The sequence below is a fragment of the Aeromonas sp. 102P genome, assembly GCF_051920345.1.
Lineage (GTDB): Bacteria > Pseudomonadota > Gammaproteobacteria > Enterobacterales > Aeromonadaceae > Aeromonas > Aeromonas veronii.
Genome location: NZ_JBQBCZ010000001.1, coordinates 416,010 through 430,371 on the forward strand (window position 1 = coordinate 416,010; position 14,362 = coordinate 430,371).

Genomic DNA, 14,362 nt, shown 5'->3' on the forward strand with positions numbered 1-14,362 from the left:
AGAGATGATGTTCAACCCCGTCGATCATCCCCATCGCCGCTTCAACCCGCTTACCGGCCAGTATGTGCTGGTCTCCCCCCATCGGGCCAAACGCCCCTGGCAGGGACAGGTGGAGAAGGTGAGTCAGGCCCCCAAACAGGCCCACGATCCCGACTGTTTCCTCTGCGCGGGCAACACCCGGGTCACCGGCGACATCAACCCCGACTATCAGGGCACCTTCGTTTTTACCAACGACTTCGCCGCTCTGATGCAGGATACCCCGGCCGCCGATAGCGCCAGCGATACCCTGCTGAAACTGGAAGCCGCCCGCGGCACCAGCCGGGTCATCTGCTTCTCGCCGGATCACGGCAAGACCCTGCCCGAGCTGCCGCTGCCCGCCATCGAGGGGGTGATCACCACCTGGATGGATCAGGTCGCCGAGCTGTCGGCCCAATGGGAATGGGTGCAGGTCTTTGAAAACAAAGGGGCAGTCATGGGCTGCTCCAACCCGCACCCCCACGGCCAGATCTGGGGCAGCGATTTCCTGCCCAACGAGATCGCCCGCGAAGAGCAGCACCAGCGCGACTGGCTGGCCGAACATGGCAGTCCCATGCTGCTGGAGTATGTGGAGCGGGAGTTGGCGGATCGCTCGCGCATCGTGGTAGAGACCGAACACTGGCTCGCCGTGGTCCCCTTCTGGGCCGCCTGGCCGTTCGAAACCCTACTGCTGCCCAAGGCGCACGTCCCCTCCATGCTCAATATGACCCAGGCCCAGCAACAGGATCTGGCGGTGGCGCTCAAGGAGCTCACCAGCCGCTACGACAACCTGTTCGAGTGCAGCTTCCCCTACTCCATGGGCTGGCACTTTGCACCGCCCAAATCGGATTGCCCCGAGGCGTGGCAACTGCATGCCCACTTCTATCCGCCACTGCTGCGTTCCGCCACCGTGCGCAAATTTATGGTGGGCTTCGAGATGCTGGCCGAAACCCAGCGTGACCTTACCCCCGAGCAGGCTGCCGAGCGGCTGCGTGCCCTGAGCCCCGTTCACTACACCCAAACCACCCACACCAATGAGGAGGCCCAATGACCCCCAGCCAACGCGTCAGCACCGTTTTTGCCGAGCAATTTGCCAAAGCGCCCGATCTGCTGGTGCGCGCCCCCGGCCGCGTCAACCTCATCGGTGAACATACCGACTACAACGACGGCTTCGTGCTGCCCTGCGCCATCGACTACGAGACCTGCGTCGCCATCGGCCTGCGCGATGACCGGCAAGTGCAGGTGATCGCCGCCGACTACGACAATCAGCGCGACAAATTCGACCTCGACCAGCCCATCGCGCACCACCCCAGCCAGCGCTGGAGCGACTACATCCGCGGCGTGGTGAAGTATCTGCAAGAGCGCGGTTATGCCCTGCGCGGCCTCGATCTGGTGGTCTCCGGCAACGTGCCGCAGGGGGCGGGGCTCTCCTCCTCCGCCTCGCTGGAAGTGGCCATCGGTCAGGCATTCAAAGAGGCGCAGGGGCTCGACATCAGCCAGGCGGAGATCGCCCTCAACGGCCAGCAGGCGGAGAACAAGTTCGTCGGCTGCAACTGCGGCATCATGGATCAGATGATCTCCGCCAGCGGCAAAACTGACCACGCCCTGCTGCTCGACTGCCGCTCGCTGGAGACCCGCCTCATCCCCATGCCGGCGGATCTGGCGGTGCTGATCGTCAACTCCAACGTGCGCCGCGGTCTGGTGGACAGCGAATACAACACTCGTCGCCAGCAGTGCGAAGCCGCCGCCCGTCACTACGGGGTCAAGGCGCTGCGCGACCTCGATCTGGCCGGACTGGAAGCGGGCAAGGCCGGGCTGGATGAGGCCTGCTACCGCCGTGCCCGTCACATCGTCGGTGAAAATGCCCGCACCCTGGCGGCCGCCGATGCACTGGCGAGCCACGATCTGACACGGCTCGGCGAACTGATGGCCGAGTCGCACGCCGCCATGCGCGATGACTTCGAAATCACAGTGCCCGCCATCGACGGTCTGGTGGAGATCATCAAGGCTAAAATCGGCACAGATGGCGGCGTCCGGATGACCGGCGGCGGCTTCGGCGGCTGCGTGGTCGCCCTGCTGCGCCCGGAGAAAGTGGCCGAGGTGATTGCCGCCGTCGAGGCAGAGTATCCGGCCCTCTCCGGTCTCAAGGCCGACTGCTACGTCTGCTCTGCCAGCGCCGGTGCAGGCAAGCTATGAGCAGCGCCATGACCCCGTTCAAACTGGAAAACGAGAAGGGGCTGCGGCTGCGCGGCCTCGACTTCGGCGCCACCCTCACCTCCCTCACCCTGCCGGTGGCGGGCAAACGGCGTGAAGTGCTGCTGGGCTGTGCCGACGACGCCTATCCCACCCAGCAGGTGTGGCTGGGCGCGGTGGCAGGACGCTTTGCCAACCGCATCGGCGGTGCCGAGCTGGTGCGGGATGGCGAGCACTGGCCGCTGGATGCCAATCAGGCACCCAACTGTCTGCACGGCGGGCAGGCTGGCTTTCATCGCCAGCGCTGGCAGATCAAGGAGCTGGAAGCGGATCGGATCAAGCTGGCACTGCTCTCCCGGGCGGGGGAGCAGGGATTTCCCGGCAATCTGCGGGTAACCCTGGAGTACCGGCTGGAGCAGAGCGATCTGGTGGTCGATTTTGTGGCCAGCACAGATGCCGCGACGCCGGTCAGCCTCACCAGCCATGCCTACTTCAATCTCGATGACGACCCGGACGGCGGCGATGTACGTGACCACCTCATCAGCATCAATGCCGACCACTTCCTGCCGACCGACCCGAGCGGTTTGCCGATTGCCATCACCCCGGTGGAGGGGCCATTCGATCTGCGCCAAGAGCGCCTTGTCGGGCTGGATTGGCTGAGCCATCCCCAGCAGCAACAGGCCAAGGGATACGACCACGCGTTTGTGCTCAACGGCCCGGCGCAGGAGTGGGCTGCTCGCGTGGTATCGGGTGACAGACAGCTGGCGATGGAGGTCTACACCAACCAGCCCTCGCTGCAGTTCTATAGCGGCAACTGGCTGGCCAATACCCCGAACCGCAGCGGCCAGTCGCACCGGGATCACGACGGCTTCTGTCTTGAGGCGCAACAGCTACCGGACAGCCCCAATCGCCCCGAGCTGGGCAACCCCTGGCTGCTGCCGGGCGGGCGTTATCACCACCAAACCCGCTACCGTTTTATCCGCGACTGACTTAAAGGTTTCATGATTTTTACATAGCCTCAGCAGTCACTATCGAGCAAGATAAGCCGCCCCGAGACCCTCCCGGGGCGTTTTTACATCAACGAAGTTAAGGATTATTTGTTCGATGACTGACACCTATAGCCTGCTGGTCGCCTTTATTCTGGGCGTCGTCGAGGGACTGACCGAGTTCCTCCCCGTCTCCTCCACCGGCCACATGATTATCGTCGGCCATCTGCTGGGCTTTGAAGGGCCCAAGGCTGCCACTTTCGAAGTGGTGATCCAGCTTGGCTCCATCCTCGCCGTGGTCGCCGTCTTCTGGCGCCGCCTGTTTGGCCTGATTGGCATTCACTTCGGCCAGAAGCCGTCCCGGGATCACGCGACCCTGTCGCTGGTGCATGTCATCCTCGGCATGATGCCCGCCATCGTGGTCGGTCTGGCCATCCACAGCTGGATCAAGGCCAACCTGTTTGGCCCACAGACCGTCATGTACGCGCTGGTCGCGGGGGGCATCCTGCTGATCATCGCCGAGAAGTTCCGCCCGGCCGTCACAGCTGAAACCCTGGATGACATCAGCTACAAGCAGGCGTTCGGCATCGGTCTGTTCCAGTGTCTGGCCCTGTGGCCCGGCTTCTCCCGCTCCGGCGCCACCATCAGTGGTGGCATGCTGATGGGGATCAGCCGTCACGCCGCCGCCGAGTTCTCTTTCATCATGGCGGTGCCCATGATGGTGGCGGCCAGCGGGCTTGATCTCTACAAGAGCCGCGATTTTCTCTCGATGGCCGACTTCCCGATGTTTGCCGTGGGCTTTATCACCGCTTTCGTGGTAGCAATGTTTGCGATAAAGACCTTTCTGACATTGATCCGCCGCATCGACTTTATCCCGTTCGCCATCTACCGCTTTATCGTGGCATTCGCCGTCTATCTGGTGTTTGTCGCCTGACCGACAGCCATGGAATGACAAAAGGGACCAACTTGGTCCCTTTTTCTATGGCGTCATGGTGCTCAGTAGAGGTGCTGGCTGATGCCATTCAGCAGCCGCGACAACCCCTTGGTGAACTGCACCGGCGCATCCTGCACCGTGTAGCAGAGGCAACCGTCCGGCGTATGCGGGCTGTGGGAGTGGCTGGCATCGCGCCAGATGAAATCACCCGCCTTGTAAAGGGTATCGCCATCCTGAATATTGCCCGCCAGCAGCAGGGTCAGCTCATAGCCCTGATGAGTGTGTTCGGGGATGCGGCCGCCCGCTTCGATGTGGAGCAAACTGGCTCGCGCCCCCATCTCGTCCAGCGGCAAACTCTGTTGACGAATGGCCCCGATATGGCGCCACTTGGGCGAACGATAACGGGCCAGCACCCGTGGCAAACGGTAGGCGTGACCGGCCACCTCCAGCTCGCCGGGCTGTGCTCGGGGCTGGTCGTGTGTTGGCTCGGAGAGGGGCTCAGCCAGCGGCTGGGCCAGAATATCCGCCAGCATGGCGTCGAATCCGGCATCCAGCGCCACTTCATCGCGGGAGTCCACGTCGGGCTCCGCTGGCGAAGCAAGATATTGCTGCGCCAGCTCCTCTTCGAATGTCTTCAGTCGGGCAGCACAATCGGGGCAGAGTTCACAGTGAGCGGAGAGCCCCACCGCCAGCGGCAGAGGGAGCTCGTCAGCGGCGAAGGCACGCAGCATAGGGTCGGTCGGATGGGCTTTAATCATGGCCTTGCTCCACTTGCTCTTTCAGTTTCTGTAACGCCAGCCGCAGGCGGGACTTGATGGTACCGAGCGGCACGCCGAGTCGTTCCGCCAACTCCTGCTGGGAGAACTCCTGCAGATAGATGCCACGCACCACCTGCTGTTGCGGCTCCGGCAGGGTGCCCAAATAATGGGCCATCTGACGAGTCAGCACCGCATCTTCCCCCCCGCTCAGGTGCTCCTCTTCGGCCTGAAACTCCAGCACCGGCCACAGCTCCTCGGCACAGAGATCCTCCTTGCTGGCGCGACGACGGCGCAGCATGTCGAAGCACTGGTTGCGCATCACGGTGTAGATCCAGGTGGTCGGCGCCCCCTTCTCGGGGTGGTAGAGGCGCGCCTTTTGCCACACCAGCAGCATGGTCTCCTGTACCAGCTCCATGGCGTTGGCTTCGCTGCCGAGGTGGCGCAGGCCGTAGCTGCGAATACGCGGCGCAAAGTGTTGGAACAGGCGGGCAAAAGCAGCCTTGTCGGCCTGCTCTGCCACCCTGCTCAGCAGAGATTTGAGGTCGCCATCCGGGTTATCCATCACGGGTGAGGTCCTGCGTATGGTCGAGTGTGGTTGGCCAGTATATGCCATTGCGCCATCCCTTTGGTGTGCTGTCGAACATCATGCTGTGGTGATGACTTGTACGGTGCTGCGGCAGTGGCGGATCAGCGGGTCAGAAAAAATCAGTGGCTGGCCACCAGTACCCCCTTGAGCAGGGCGATGGCGGGCTGATTGTCGGCGGCGGCCAGCAGCAGCTGTTTCTGCTCGGGGGGGATAGGCAGCACCTCCAGCCAGCGTTGGGCCACCCAGTTGCCATCGTCCCAGCGGGGGGCGGGATAGAGGGCGGCGTAGTCGGGATAGTCGGCAAACACCTCCCGCAGCGCCTCGACCAGCGGTTGCTGATCGGGATGGAGCCGGCGGGGCGGCCAGGCCGTCAGCGGCGTCACCTCGCCGATACGCAGGCCATCCTGCTCCTGCCACAGATCCTCTATCTGCACCCGCTCCATCCCCTGCACCGTGATCCCCAGCATGCCGTCCGGCAGCCGGTCGAAATCGATGATGGTAACCCGGGTGGCGATGGGCAGCATGTTGCGCAGGGCGTCGGGCTGGCGAGGGTCCACCATGCAGAGGGCAAAGCCGGACTCCCCCGCCTCGGCGATCATCCGCTGGTATCTCGGTTCGAAGATCCGCAGCGGCATGATGCCGCCGGGCAGCAGGTGGGCAGATAGGGGAAACAGCGCCAGTCGCATCGCAAACTCCTCGGTTGGGAACCTCTGTTAATACGCCGGGCCAGAGGGAGGAGATCATTCCCGTCATCGGAAAGGAAAAACCCTTAACAATCAGGGGAAAATAGCCTGGACAAGCCGCTTCGATATGCAGTAGAAATGGATAAGCACCGTAATTTCCGCCCAATATTCTGGAATATGGCGCCAAACGCAGTGAAATATCCGCCCGACAGCGAGCGGCGGGTCATCCCTATAGTTTTCTCGGGCCGATGCGGGTAAAATTCACGCCCTTATATATCAGTCATTTTTCGACGCGCAACCTTGGTGGTCAGTTATGAAAGAGCATATTCATCATCTACTTGAACAAACGGTAGCCAATCTCAAGTCAGCAGGCGTCCTGCCGGCGGACCTGGAAGCCCGCGTGCAAGTAGACCGATGCAAGGAAAAAGCTCACGGCGACCTGGCTACCAACCTGGCCATGCTGCTGGCCAAACCGGCCCGCAAGAATCCCCGTGAGCTGGCAGCGGCCATCATCGAGCACCTGCCTGCCTCCGACCTGATCGCCAAGGTCGAGATCGCCGGCCCCGGCTTCATCAACTTCTTCTTCGACCAGCGCTGGCTGGCCGGTCAGGTCGAGGCCATGGTGACCTCTGCCAACGCCAACGTACGGTTGCCCGCTCCACAAACCGTGGTGGTGGACTACTCCGCCCCCAACGTGGCCAAAGAGATGGCGGTGCACCACATCCGCTCCACCGTACTCGGTGACGTGGCTGCGCGCGCGCTGGAGTTCCTCGGCCACAAAGTGATCCGCGCCAACCACATCGGCGACTGGGGCACCCAGTTCGGCATGCTGATCGCCTATCTGGAGAAAATGTCCAACGAGCACGCCAGCGACATGGCGCTCAAGGATCTGGAAGCCTTCTACACCCAGGCCAAGCGTTGCTACGACGAAGACGAAGCCTTCGCCGAGCGCGCCCGTAACTACGTGGTCAAGCTGCAGGGCGGCGATGAGTACTGCCGTACCATGTGGAAGAAGCTGGTCGACATGACCATGGAACAGAACCAGATCAACTATGACCGCCTGAATGTCTCCCTGACCAACAAGGACATCATGGGCGAGTCCATGTACAACGACATGCTGCCGGAGATCGTGGCCGACCTGAAAGCCAAGGGGCTGGCGGTCGAAAGCGAAGGCGCCACCGTTGTCTTCCTGGACGAGTTCAAGAACAAGGATGGCGAGGCCATGGGCGTCATCATCCAGAAGAGCGATGGCGGTTTCCTCTACACCACCACCGACATCGCCTGTGCCAAATACCGTTATGAAACCCTGGGCGCCGACCGTGTCATGTACTTCATCGACTCCCGTCAGCACCAGCACCTGATGCAGGCTTGGACCATCACCCGCAAAGCGGGCTATGTACCGGAATCCGTCCCCCTCGAGCACCACGCCTTCGGCATGATGCTGGGCAAGGATGGTCGTCCCTACAAGACCCGTTCCGGTGGCACCGTCAAGCTGGTTGACCTGCTGAACGAAGCGGAAGAACGCGCCGCTGCCCTGCTGGAGAGCCGCAACAGCGACCTCTCTGCCGAAGAGAAGGCCAACGTGGTCAACGCCATCGCCATGGGTGCGGTCAAGTATGCGGATCTCTCCAAGAACCGTACTACCGACTACATCTTCGACTGGGATCTGATGCTCTCCTTTGAAGGCAACACTGCCCCTTACCTGCAGTACGCCTACACCCGTATCCAGTCCATCTTCCGCAAGGCCAACATCGATGCCGAGACGCTGACCGGCAAGGTGACCCTGAACGAAGAAGCCGAAGAGGTGCTGGCCCAGAAGCTGATCCAGTTCTCCGACGCGGTCAACGGCGTAGCCGACAAAGGCATGCCACACCTGCTCTGTACCTACCTGTACGAGTTGTCCGGCAACTTCATGACCTTCTATGAAGCCTGCCCGATCAACAAGGATGGCGTGGACGAAGCAACCCGTCAGAGCCGTCTGCTGCTGTGCGCCGCCACCGCCAAGGTGCTGAAACTGGGCCTCGGCGTACTGGGCATCCATACCCTGGAGCGCATGTAATAGATGGCAACCCGGGATTATGTCGGCAGCCGCCCGCGACGTCGGGCGGGTGGCCGCAATACCAAGAAAGCGGCCCCTCGCCGCTTTCCTGTTATTCCAGTGCTGCTGGTCGTGGCACTGCTGGCAGGCTTTGGTGGCTTCCTTTACATGATCAATGGCAAGGGCAACGACGCCCCCACCATTGAGGAGCAGGTAAAGGCCAACAAGCCAAAAGCGCAGAATAACGGGCTGCCTCAGGAGAAGTGGAGCTACATCGAACGGCTTGAGAACAAGCAGGTCGATATCATAGAGCCGCCGACCCAGCCGGGTGTGCTGCCGCCACCGCCGGCAGATACCATGACCCTGCAGCCGGAAAAACTGCCGCAGCCGGTGCCGACCGACATTCCCCAACCGGGAACGCCCATCGGCCAGCCCAAGCCCTATCAGCCCAATCCGGCGACCACCCCTTCCACCTCGGGTGCACCGGTTGCCAGCGCGCAAGAGCAGGTGATCGACCGCAAGGCCGAACGGGAACGGATGGAGCGGGAGATCCGCGCCGAGCTGGAACGGGAGCGGGCCGAAGCGGCCAAGGCCAAAGCGGCCACTCCGCCAGCCCAGACCGCAGCCGCCGACAGCGGTCGCTATATGATGCAGTGCGCCGCCCTGCGCTCGCAGGATTCCGCAGAGTCGCTCAAGGCACGTATCGCCTTCACCGCTGGTCTCTCTTCCAGCCTGCAGGTGATCAATGGCGCCAACGGCACCGTCTACAAGGTGATGGTGGGCCCCTTCAACGGCAAGGCGGCCGCCGACGCGGCCAACAGCAAGCTGCAGAGCTCCGGCATCAGCGGCTGCATTCCCAAGAAAGGGTAATCCGCTTACCGATGACGCAGGGCCGGGTGGCAACACCCGGCCCTGTTCTTTTGGTGCCACTCGCACCCACGCTCTTTACTACCCCGTTTATCCCGACCAAAGGCAGGGTTGAAAAGCCCGTTTGCCATCCCCATCTTTCTTGTCATGCACAGTCAGGCCGTCATTCGGCTCAAGCGAGGTAAGTAAAGTGACTACCATAGTTTCAGTTCGCCGCAACGGTCAGGTCGTCATCGGTGGCGATGGCCAGGTCTCTCTTGGCAACACCGTCATGAAGGGCAACGCCCGCAAGGTTCATCGCCTCTATAACGGCAAGGTGCTGGCCGGTTTCGCTGGCGGTACCGCCGACGCCTTCACCCTGCTCGAGCGTTTCGAAGCAAAACTGCAGGCCCATCAGGGTAATCTGGAGCGCGCCGCCGTGGCGCTGGCCAAAGATTGGCGCACCGATCGCGCCCTGCGCCGCCTCGAAGCGCTGCTGGCCGTGGCCGACGAACACAAATCCTTCATCATCACCGGCAACGGTGACGTGGTGCAGCCGGAGCACGATCTCATCGCCATCGGCAGCGGCGGCAACTTCGCCCAGTCCGCCGCCATCGCGCTGCTGGAAAACACCGAGCTGGATGCCAGGACCATTGTCGAGAAGTCCCTCAAGATTGCGGGCGACATCTGCGTCTTCACCAACGGCAACCACACCATCGAAGTGCTGGACTACGCAGCCAAATAAGGCCGCCAGCCAACCCAATTTCCCAAGGGGTGGGCACTGCCCGCCCCGGATACAGGAACACCATCATGTCCGAGATGACCCCGAGAGAAATCGTCCACGAGCTGGATCGTCACATCATTGGTCAGGCCGATGCCAAGCGTGCCGTTGCCGTTGCCCTGCGCAACCGCTGGCGCCGGATGCAACTCGATGAAGAGATGCGCCATGAAGTAACCCCGAAAAACATCCTGATGATCGGCCCGACCGGTGTCGGCAAGACCGAGATCGCCCGTCGTCTGGCCAAGCTGGCCAACGCCCCCTTCATCAAGGTGGAAGCGACCAAGTTCACCGAAGTGGGCTATGTCGGCAAGGAAGTAGACAGCATCATCCGCGATTTGACCGATGCCGCCATCAAGCTGGTGCGCGAAACCGAGATGGAGAAGATGAAATACCGCGCCGAGGAAGCCGCCGAAGAGCGCATCCTCGACGCCCTGCTGCCCAATCCGCGCAACACCTGGGGTGAGGAAGAGAAAGCCGACAACTCCAACACCCGCCAGATCTTCCGCAAGAAACTGCGGGAAGGTCAGCTGGATGACAAGGAGATCGAGCTGGAACTCTCCGCCTCCCCAATGGGCGTCGAAATCATGACCCCGCCGGGCATGGAAGAGATGGCCAACCAGCTGCAGGGGCTGTTCCAGAACCTGGGCCAGAACCAGAAGAAGAAGCGCAAGATCAAGGTCAAAGAGGCCATGAAGGCGCTGATCGAAGAGGAAGCAGCCCGTCTGGTCAATCCGGAAGAGCTGAAGCAGAAAGCGATCGCAGCGGTCGAGAACAACGGCATCGTCTTCCTCGACGAGATCGACAAGATCTGCAAGCGCGGCGAGAGCTCGGGCCCGGATGTCTCCCGTGAAGGGGTACAACGCGACCTGCTGCCGCTGGTCGAGGGCTGTACCGTCAACACCAAGCACGGCATGGTCAAGACCGACCATATCCTGTTTGTCGCCTCCGGCGCCTTCCAGATTGCCAAGCCGTCCGACCTCATCCCCGAGCTGCAAGGCCGTCTGCCGATCCGGGTCGAGCTGACCGCACTGACCACAGATGACTTCGAGCGTATCCTGACCGAACCGAACGCCTCGCTGACCGATCAGTACAAGGCGCTGATGGCCACCGAAGGGGTCAATATCGAGTTCACCAAGGATGGCATCCGCCGTCTGGCCGAAGCGGCCTGGCAAGTCAACGAGCGTACCGAGAACATCGGTGCCCGCCGTCTGCACACCGTGATGGAGCGCCTGATGGAAGATATCTCCTATGACGCCTCCGAGAAATCCGGCGAGACCTTTGTCATCGATACCGACTACGTCAACGCCCACCTCGGTGCGCTTGTCGAGGATGAGGATCTGAGCCGCTTTATTCTGTAAGCGCAGTTCCGTTTGTAAAAAAACGCCTCCAGAAATGGGGGCGTTTTGCATTTTAAGACATAGCCCCCTTCTCTCTATGTCCCACTCGCACCCAGCTGCAAAACACTCAACTGGTATACCTATTTTTGTATATCTTTGAATTTTATCGAATTACCCCTGATGAGATATATAAATAGACACTTGATTTGCATCAATTGCCCGCCCCGACTGACTGGGTAGCCTAGCCCCAGAATGATGTTTTATTACTCCAAACTAGAGGCAATCATGAGCAAAGTCAGACTGGTCGTTGTGGGTAACGGCATGGTGGGGCACCGCTTCATCGAAGAGTTGATCGAGCGGGCCGCCCCGGGCCGCTACGAGATCACCGTCTTCGGTGCAGAACCCCGCCCCGCCTACGATCGCGTCCATCTCTCCTCCTACTTCTCCCATCACACCAGCGAAGATCTCTCCCTCGTCAAACCCGGTTTCTACGACAAGCACGGCATCCGCCTGCTGCTCGGCGAAGCGGTGAAAAAAATCGACAGGGCCAACCGCGAAGTGCACTCCAACAAGGGTACTGTGGTCGGGTACGACAAGCTGGTGCTGGCCACCGGCTCCTACCCCTGGGTGCCGCCCATTGCGGGCAGTCAGCACCACGAGTGCTTCGTCTATCGCACCATCGAGGATCTGAAAGCCATCCGCAGCGCCGCCAGGAGCGGCAAGAGCGGGGTGGTGATCGGGGGCGGTCTGCTTGGCCTCGAAGCGGCCGGTGCCCTCAAGGCGCTGGGTCTCGAGACCCACGTGGTGGAGTTTGCTCCTGTGCTGATGGCCGAGCAGCTCGACGGTCAGGGCGGCCAGCTGCTGCGCCGCAAGATTGAATCCATGGGCGTGCAGGTACACACCAGCAAGAGCACCAGCGAGATCCTGATGCATGGCGGCGAGCAGGCGAAACACCGCCTCGCCTTTGCCGATGGCAGCCAGCTGGAAGTGGATGTGGTGGTCTTCTCCACCGGCATTCGCCCGCAAGATACCCTGGGCCGCTACGGTGATCTCGTCATCGCTGAGCGCGGCGGTATCGTCATCGACGATCACTGCCTCACCTCCGACCCCGACATCTATGCCATCGGCGAGTGCGCCGCCTGGCAGGGCCGCTTCTTCGGGCTGGTGGCGCCGGGCTACAAGATGGCCCAGATCACCGTCGACCACCTGCTCGGCGGCGACAGCCGTTTCGAGGGGGCGGACATGAGCGCCAAGCTCAAGCTGCTCGGCGTCTCCGTCGGCTCCATCGGCGATGCCCACGGCCGCACCCCGGGCAGCCACAGCTATGTGTTTCAGGACGATCAGGCCGGCGTCTACAAGAAGATCGTGGTGAGCGAAGACAACAGCCGATTGCTCGGCGCCGTGCTGGTGGGTGACGTGGAAGATTACGGCAACCTGCTGCAGATGATGCTCAACGCCCTGCCGCTGCCGAGCCACCCGGATACCCTGATCCTGCCCGCCTACGCCGGTGCGAAGCCGACGCTGGGGGTGGATGCCCTGCCGGAAAGCGCCCAGATCTGCTCCTGCTTCGACGTCTCCAAGGGCGACATCGCCAAGGCCGTAGCCGAAGGTCACACCACGCTGGCCGCCATCAAGCAGCACACCAAGGCCGGCACCGGCTGCGGCGGCTGCGTACCGCTCATCAGTCAGGTGCTCAACGCCGAGCTGGTGAAGCAGGGCATCGAGGTCAACAACCACCTCTGCGCCCACTTCCCCCACTCCCGTCAGGAGCTGTTCCATCTGGTCAAGGTGGAGGGGATCAAGAGCTTCGACGAGCTGCTGGCCAAGCACGGTCAGGGCTATGGCTGCGAGGTGTGCAAACCGACCGTCGGCTCCATCCTCGCCTCCTGCTGGAACGAGCATGTGCTGAGCCCGCGCAATATCCCGCTGCAGGACACCAACGACATCTTCCTCGGCAACATGCAAAAGGACGGCAGCTACTCCGTCATCCCGCGTATGGCCGGTGGCGAAGTGACCCCGGAAGGGCTGCTGGCGGTGGCCGAAGTGGCCCGCGACTACAAGCTCTACACCAAGATCACCGGCGCCCAGCGCATCGGTCTGTTCGGGGCCCAGAAGGATGACCTGCCCGCCATCTGGCGCAAGCTGCTGGCGGCGGGTTTCGAGACCGGTCAGGCCTACGCCAAGGCGCTGCGCATGGCCAAGACCTGCGTCGGCAGCACCTGGTGCCGCTTCGGCGTGCAGGACAGCGTCGGCCTCGGGGTCTTCCTCGAGAACCGCTACAAGGGCATTCGCACCCCGCACAAGATGAAGTTCGGTGTCTCCGGCTGTACCCGCGAATGTGCGGAAGCGCAGGGCAAGGATGTCGGCATCATCGCCACCGACGCGGGCTGGAACCTCTATGTGGGCGGCAACGGCGGCATGAAACCGCGCCACGCCGACCTGCTGGCGTCTGACCTCGACCGCGAGACCCTCATCAAGCTGATCGACCGCTTTATGATGTTCTACGTCACCAGCGCCGACAAACTGCAGCGCACCTCGGTCTGGCTCGGCAATCTGGAAGGGGGCGTCGACTACCTGCGCGAGGTGATCGTCGACGACAAGCTGGGACTGGCCGAGACGCTGGAGCGCGATATCCAGACTCTCATCGACAGCTACGAGTGCGAATGGTCGCGCACCCTCAATGAAGAGGAGGCGCTCAAGCGCTTCAGCCACTTCATCAACAGCGATAAGCGCGACCCGGACGTTCAGTTCGTCGCCGAGCGTGACCAGCATCGACCGGCGACCCCGGCCGAGCGCATCCCCGTCTACCAGATCGAGGTGGAGACCAAATGATGAAACTTGCCTGCCAACTCAACGACATCCTGCCGGGAACCGGTGTCTGCGCACTCATTGAAGGTCGCCAGATCGCCCTGTTCCGCCCGAGCGTGGCGGCCGAGGTGTTCGCCATCGACAACCGGGATCCCTTCTTCGCCGCCAATGTGCTGTCGCGGGGCCTGATTTGCGAACACGACGGCGAGCTCTGGGTCGCCAGCCCGCTCAAGAAGCAGCGCTTTCGTCTGAGCGATGGCCACTGTTTCGACAACCCCGCCATGTCGGTTCAAAGCTACCCCGTTGAAGTGCGCGACCAGCAGGTCTGGGTCGCTGTCTAAAGACAAATTCACTCTCTTTCGGGCTGCCTGTGGGCAGCCCTTTCAAGGACTCACAA

13 protein-coding genes are annotated in these 14,362 nt (G+C 62.0%); 10 read left to right on the plus strand and 3 right to left on the minus strand.

Going from position 1 to position 14,362, the window contains the following annotated elements; translation table 11 throughout:
- Positions 1-7 precede the first annotated feature (7 nt).
- The 4 genes from ACTG1K_RS02045 (at position 8) to bacA (ending at position 4,128) form a co-directional block, all read left to right on the plus strand.
- Positions 8-1,066: a UDP-glucose--hexose-1-phosphate uridylyltransferase gene (locus ACTG1K_RS02045; RefSeq protein WP_236269123.1), complete on the plus strand. Its 1,059-nt coding sequence runs from the start codon at positions 8-10 to the stop codon at positions 1,064-1,066.
- A complete protein-coding gene (gene galK / locus ACTG1K_RS02050) occupies positions 1,063-2,211 on the plus strand; it encodes a galactokinase (protein WP_440004753.1) in 1,149 nt (382 codons plus the stop codon). The genes ACTG1K_RS02045 and galK overlap by 4 nt, the downstream gene beginning before the upstream one ends.
- Positions 2,208-3,197, plus strand: coding sequence for a galactose-1-epimerase (gene galM / locus ACTG1K_RS02055; RefSeq protein WP_440004754.1), 990 nt, complete (start codon positions 2,208-2,210; stop codon positions 3,195-3,197). Before galK ends, galM begins: the two co-directional genes overlap by 4 nt.
- A gap of 115 nt (positions 3,198-3,312) precedes the next feature.
- Positions 3,313-4,128: an undecaprenyl-diphosphate phosphatase gene (bacA, locus tag ACTG1K_RS02060; RefSeq protein WP_005355537.1), complete on the plus strand. Its 816-nt coding sequence runs from the start codon at positions 3,313-3,315 to the stop codon at positions 4,126-4,128.
- A 62-nt stretch (positions 4,129-4,190) separates the two neighbouring features.
- On the opposite strand, the gene ACTG1K_RS02065 is transcribed toward bacA, so the two are convergent.
- The 3 genes from ACTG1K_RS02065 to ACTG1K_RS02075 all read right to left on the minus strand — a co-directional run bounded on the left by ACTG1K_RS02065 (position 4,191) and on the right by ACTG1K_RS02075 (position 6,158).
- Positions 4,191-4,886 carry a ChrR family anti-sigma-E factor gene (locus ACTG1K_RS02065; RefSeq protein ID WP_425856652.1) on the minus strand — a complete coding sequence of 232 codons (696 nt, stop codon included), beginning with the start codon at positions 4,884-4,886 and terminating at the stop codon, positions 4,191-4,193.
- Positions 4,879-5,448 carry a sigma-70 family RNA polymerase sigma factor gene (locus tag ACTG1K_RS02070; protein WP_440006789.1) on the minus strand — a complete coding sequence of 190 codons (570 nt, stop codon included), beginning with the start codon at positions 5,446-5,448 and terminating at the stop codon, positions 4,879-4,881. Before ACTG1K_RS02070 ends, ACTG1K_RS02065 begins: the two co-directional genes overlap by 8 nt.
- A gap of 143 nt (positions 5,449-5,591) precedes the next feature.
- Positions 5,592-6,158 carry an LON peptidase substrate-binding domain-containing protein gene (locus tag ACTG1K_RS02075; protein WP_075116190.1) on the minus strand — a complete coding sequence of 189 codons (567 nt, stop codon included), beginning with the start codon at positions 6,156-6,158 and terminating at the stop codon, positions 5,592-5,594.
- Between the two features lie 310 nt (positions 6,159-6,468).
- Between ACTG1K_RS02075 and argS the strand changes: the two genes are divergently transcribed.
- The 6 genes from argS (at position 6,469) to nirD (ending at position 14,306) form a co-directional block, all read left to right on the plus strand.
- Complete coding sequence (gene argS, locus ACTG1K_RS02080) at positions 6,469-8,214, plus strand: arginine--tRNA ligase (RefSeq protein ID WP_120416343.1); 1,746 nt, start codon at positions 6,469-6,471, stop codon at positions 8,212-8,214.
- Between the two features lie 3 nt (positions 8,215-8,217).
- Positions 8,218-9,063, plus strand: coding sequence for an SPOR domain-containing protein (locus tag ACTG1K_RS02085; RefSeq protein ID WP_005340771.1), 846 nt, complete (start codon positions 8,218-8,220; stop codon positions 9,061-9,063).
- Positions 9,064-9,250: 187 nt separating this feature from the next.
- Positions 9,251-9,784, plus strand: a complete 534-nt coding sequence (gene hslV / locus ACTG1K_RS02090; protein ID WP_005342555.1) for an ATP-dependent protease subunit HslV — start codon at positions 9,251-9,253, stop codon at positions 9,782-9,784.
- A 65-nt stretch (positions 9,785-9,849) separates the two neighbouring features.
- Complete coding sequence (gene hslU / locus ACTG1K_RS02095) at positions 9,850-11,178, plus strand: HslU--HslV peptidase ATPase subunit (protein WP_100644792.1); 1,329 nt, start codon at positions 9,850-9,852, stop codon at positions 11,176-11,178.
- A 264-nt stretch (positions 11,179-11,442) separates the two neighbouring features.
- Complete coding sequence (gene nirB / locus ACTG1K_RS02100) at positions 11,443-13,989, plus strand: nitrite reductase large subunit NirB (RefSeq protein ID WP_440004755.1); 2,547 nt, start codon at positions 11,443-11,445, stop codon at positions 13,987-13,989.
- Positions 13,989-14,306, plus strand: a complete 318-nt coding sequence (gene nirD / locus ACTG1K_RS02105; RefSeq protein ID WP_421284246.1) for a nitrite reductase small subunit NirD — start codon at positions 13,989-13,991, stop codon at positions 14,304-14,306. The genes nirB and nirD overlap by 1 nt, the downstream gene beginning before the upstream one ends.
- The last annotated feature ends 56 nt before the right edge of the window (positions 14,307-14,362 follow it).

Bases quoted from the DNA above. Each gene is read 5' to 3' on its own strand.
- ACTG1K_RS02045 (WP_236269123.1), top strand. From the start codon at position 8: ATGTTCAACCCCGTCGATCATCCCCATCGCCGCTTCAACCCGCTTACC.
- galK (WP_440004753.1), top strand. From the start codon at position 1,063: ATGACCCCCAGCCAACGCGTCAGCACCGTTTTTGCCGAGCAATTTGCC.
- galM (WP_440004754.1), top strand. From the start codon at position 2,208: ATGAGCAGCGCCATGACCCCGTTCAAACTGGAAAACGAGAAGGGGCTG.
- bacA (WP_005355537.1), top strand. From the start codon at position 3,313: ATGACTGACACCTATAGCCTGCTGGTCGCCTTTATTCTGGGCGTCGTC.
- ACTG1K_RS02065 (WP_425856652.1), bottom strand. From the start codon at position 4,886: ATGATTAAAGCCCATCCGACCGACCCTATGCTGCGTGCCTTCGCCGCT.
- ACTG1K_RS02070 (WP_440006789.1), bottom strand. From the start codon at position 5,448: ATGGATAACCCGGATGGCGACCTCAAATCTCTGCTGAGCAGGGTGGCA.
- ACTG1K_RS02075 (WP_075116190.1), bottom strand. From the start codon at position 6,158: ATGCGACTGGCGCTGTTTCCCCTATCTGCCCACCTGCTGCCCGGCGGC.
- argS (WP_120416343.1), top strand. From the start codon at position 6,469: ATGAAAGAGCATATTCATCATCTACTTGAACAAACGGTAGCCAATCTC.
- ACTG1K_RS02085 (WP_005340771.1), top strand. From the start codon at position 8,218: ATGGCAACCCGGGATTATGTCGGCAGCCGCCCGCGACGTCGGGCGGGT.
- hslU (WP_100644792.1), top strand. From the start codon at position 9,850: ATGTCCGAGATGACCCCGAGAGAAATCGTCCACGAGCTGGATCGTCAC.
- nirB (WP_440004755.1), top strand. From the start codon at position 11,443: ATGAGCAAAGTCAGACTGGTCGTTGTGGGTAACGGCATGGTGGGGCAC.
- nirD (WP_421284246.1), top strand. From the start codon at position 13,989: ATGAAACTTGCCTGCCAACTCAACGACATCCTGCCGGGAACCGGTGTC.